The sequence below is a fragment of the Streptomyces niphimycinicus genome, assembly GCF_018883605.1.
Taxonomy (GTDB): Bacteria; Actinomycetota; Actinomycetes; order Streptomycetales; family Streptomycetaceae; genus Streptomyces; species Streptomyces niphimycinicus.
In genome coordinates this window covers 1-3344 of the sequence record NZ_JAHLEM010001079.1, presented here as the reverse complement: position 1 = coordinate 3344, position 3344 = coordinate 1, and the positions used below count along the sequence as shown (strand labels likewise).

Sequence of the window (3344 nt, the reverse complement as noted above, 5' to 3'; positions counted from 1 at the left end):
GAATCCGCCCTCGCGGACATAGCTGGTGTTCTCGGTGGCGGAGTCCGGGTCGTACAGCGCCTCCAGGTCCCAGCCGCGGTCGGCCGGGAAGCCCGTCACCGCGTCCTGCCCGGAGACCAGGAGCCGCCACAGCTCCTCGGGCGAGCGCACCCCACCCGGGAAGCGGCAGCTCATCCCGACGATCGCGATCGGATCGTCGGCGACGGCCGCCGCCGTGGCCGGCACACCGGCGACCGGCTCGGCCGCGCTCTCCTCGCCCAGGATCTCCGTACGGAGGTGGGCGGCGAGCGCCGAGGACGACGGGTAGTCGTACACCAGCGTGGGCGGCAGCCGCAGCCCGGTCACGGTGTTCATGCGGTTGCGCAGTTCGACGGCGGTCAGCGAGTCGAAGCCCAGATCCCGGAACGCCCGGTCCGCCTCGACCGCCTCCGCGTCCAAGTGGCCCAGCACATCGGCCACGGCCGAGCGCACCAGGTCCAGCAGCATCCGCTCGCGTTCCGCCGCCGGGACCCCCGCGAGCCGCTGGGCCGGCGAGGACTCGTCCGCGCCGCCACCGGCCGTACGGGCGCTCCGCCCGCCTTCGGCCTCCAGCGCGGTACGCGCCTCGGGCAGCTCCAGCAGCAGCGGGCTCGGCCGGGAGGCGGTGAAGCCGGGGGCCAGCCGCTCCCAGTCGATGTCCGCGACGGTCACCGCGGTCTCGTCCAGGTCCAGGGCGCGCTGGAGCGCGGCGATGGCCAGGTCCGCCGCCATCGGCGGCACACCGGCGCGGCGCATGCGCTGCTCCAGCGCCTCGTCCGCGGCCATCCCGCCCTCGGCCCACGGGCCCCAGGCCACCGAGGTGGCGGGCAGGCCCTCGGCCCGGCGGCGCTCGGCGAGCGCGTCCAGGAAGGCGTTCGCGGCCGCGTAGTTGGCCTGACCGGCGGCGCCGATCGAGCCCGCGAACGAGGAGAACAGGACGAAGGCCGTCAGGTCCAGGTCCCGCGTCAGCTCGTGCAGATTGGCGGCGGCGTCGGCCTTGGCGCGCAGCACGGAGGCGAAGCGCTCGGGGGTCAGCGACTCCAGTACGCCGTCGTCCAGCACCCCGGCCGCGTGCACCACCGCCGTCAGCGGCAGTTCGGCCGGAAGCCCGGCCACCAGCGCGGCCAGCGCCTCGCGGTCGGCGGCGTCGCAGGCCGCGACGGTGACCCTGGCCCCCGAGGCGGCGAGTTCGTCCCGCAGCTCGGCCGCGCCGGGGGCGTCGAGGCCACGGCGGCTGGTGAGCACCACGTGTTCGGCGCCCTTGTCGATCAGCCAGCGGGCCACATGCGCGCCCAGCGCGCCCGTACCGCCGGTCACCAGGACCGAGCCCGCGCCCGGCCGCCAGTCGCGGCCACGCCCGGTGTCGGCGGACCGGGTCAGCCGGCGGCCGAAGACGCCGGAGGCGCGCACCGCCACCTGGTCCTCGCCCGCGCCGGCGGCCAGCACGCCCGCCAGCCGCGACAGTGCCCGGTCGTCCACCGTCTCCGGCAGATCGACAAGCCCGCCCCACCGCTCGGCCAGTTCCAGGGCCGCGACCCGGCCCAGGCCCCAGACCCGCGCCTGCCACGGGTCCACCGGACCGTCGGCGCGGCCGGTCGAGACCGCGCCGCGCGTGGCGACCCACAGCGGCGCGTCCACGCCCAGATCGCCCAGCGCCTGAGCCAGGGCGGCGGTGCGGACCAGCCCGTCGGCGCCGTCCGCGTGGGACGGGAGGGCGAACACACCGGCCACGGACGCGTCGGCAATCGCCTCGCGCAGCAGCTCGGCCATGCCCGTACGGTCGTCGGCGGTCAGCTCGACCGTCCGCACCTCGGCGCCGCGCGCGGACAGCGTCCGTACGACACCCTCGGCCGGCGTGCCGTCCGCTTCTTCAGCGGTGGCGACGACCAGCCAGCGGCCGGTCAGCGCCCCCTCGGCGCGGGCGGCCACCGGCTTCCAGGTCACCTGGTAGCGCCAGGCGTCCACGGTGGACCGCTCGCCCTGGCGGCGCCGCCACGAGGACAGCATCGGCAGCACGGCGCCCAGCGAGGAGAGCGCGTCGGCGTCCTCGGACTGGAGCGTCCCGGCCAGGGCTTCCAGGTCCTCGCGCTCGACGGCCTCCCAGAACCGCGCGTCCACGGAATCCATGGCCGCGACGGCCTCACGGGCCTCCTCCGGGTTCTCCACCCAGAAGCGCTGCCGCTGGAAGGCGTAGGTCGGCAGCTCGATGGCGCGGGCTCCCGTACCGGCGAAGAACGCCGGCCAGTCCAGGGCGAGCCCCCGGGTGTGCAGCGTGGCGAGGGCCGCCGTCAGCGCCACCGGCTCGGTACGTCCCTTGCGGAGCGCCGAGACGAAGGCGGCGGCATCGCCGGAGACGCACTCCTGGGCCATGGCGGTGAGGACACCGTCCGGGCCCAACTCGGCGTAGGTGGTGACGCCCTGGGCTTCCAGCGTCCGTACGCCATCGAGGAAGCGCACGGCCTCGCGGACGTGGCGCACCCAGAAGTCGGCCGTCATGATCTCCTCGGCGGAGACGACGCCACCGGTGAGGTTGGAGACGATCGGGATGCGCGGGGCCTCGTACGTCAGGCCCTCGGCCACCTCGCGGAACGCGTCCAGCATGCCGTCCATGCGCGGCGAGTGGAACGCGTGGCTGACCGTGAGCCGCTTGGTCTTACGGCCCTCCGCCTCGAAGCCCGCCGCGATTTCCAGCGCCGCGTCCTCGTCACCCGCGATGACCACGGAAGTGGGCCCGTTGAGCGCGGCGATCGAGACCCGCTCGGTGAGCAGCGGCAGCACCTCGTCCTCCGACGCCTGGATGGCGACCATCGCGCCACCGGCAGGCAGCTCCTGCATCAGACGCCCACGCGCCGCCACCAGCTTCGCCGCATCGGCGAGCGAGAGCACACCCGCCACATGCGCGGCGGCCAGCTCACCGATCGAGTGACCGGAGAGGAAGTCGGGCCGCAGCCCCCACGCCTCCACCAGCCGGAACAGCGCCACCTCGACCGCGAACAACGCGGGCTGGGTGAAACCGGTCCGGTCCAGCGCCTCGGCGTCCTCCCCGAACAGCACCGCCTTCAGCGGACGTTCGAGATGCGGGTCCAGCTCATCGCAGACCGCGTCCAGCGCCTCCGCGAACACCGGGTAGGCGTCGTACAGCTCACGCCCCATCCCCAGCCGCTGGCTGCCCTGCCCGGTGAAGAGGAACGCCACCTTGCCGCCCTCGGCCACCGTCCCCTGGACCAGCCCCGCGGCCGACTCGCCGCGTGCCAGCGCCGCCAGGCCGGACAGCAGCCCGTCCCGGTCCTCGCCGACGACGACCGCGCGCCGCTCCAGCGCCGCCC

Annotated in this window: 1 protein-coding gene; it reads right to left on the bottom strand. The window is 75.3% G+C overall.

Annotation, left to right across the window (positions count from 1 at the left end; translation table 11 throughout):
• On the bottom strand, positions 1–3344 hold a 3344-nt coding region (locus KN815_RS47665; RefSeq protein WP_216348003.1), incomplete at both ends, for an SDR family NAD(P)-dependent oxidoreductase.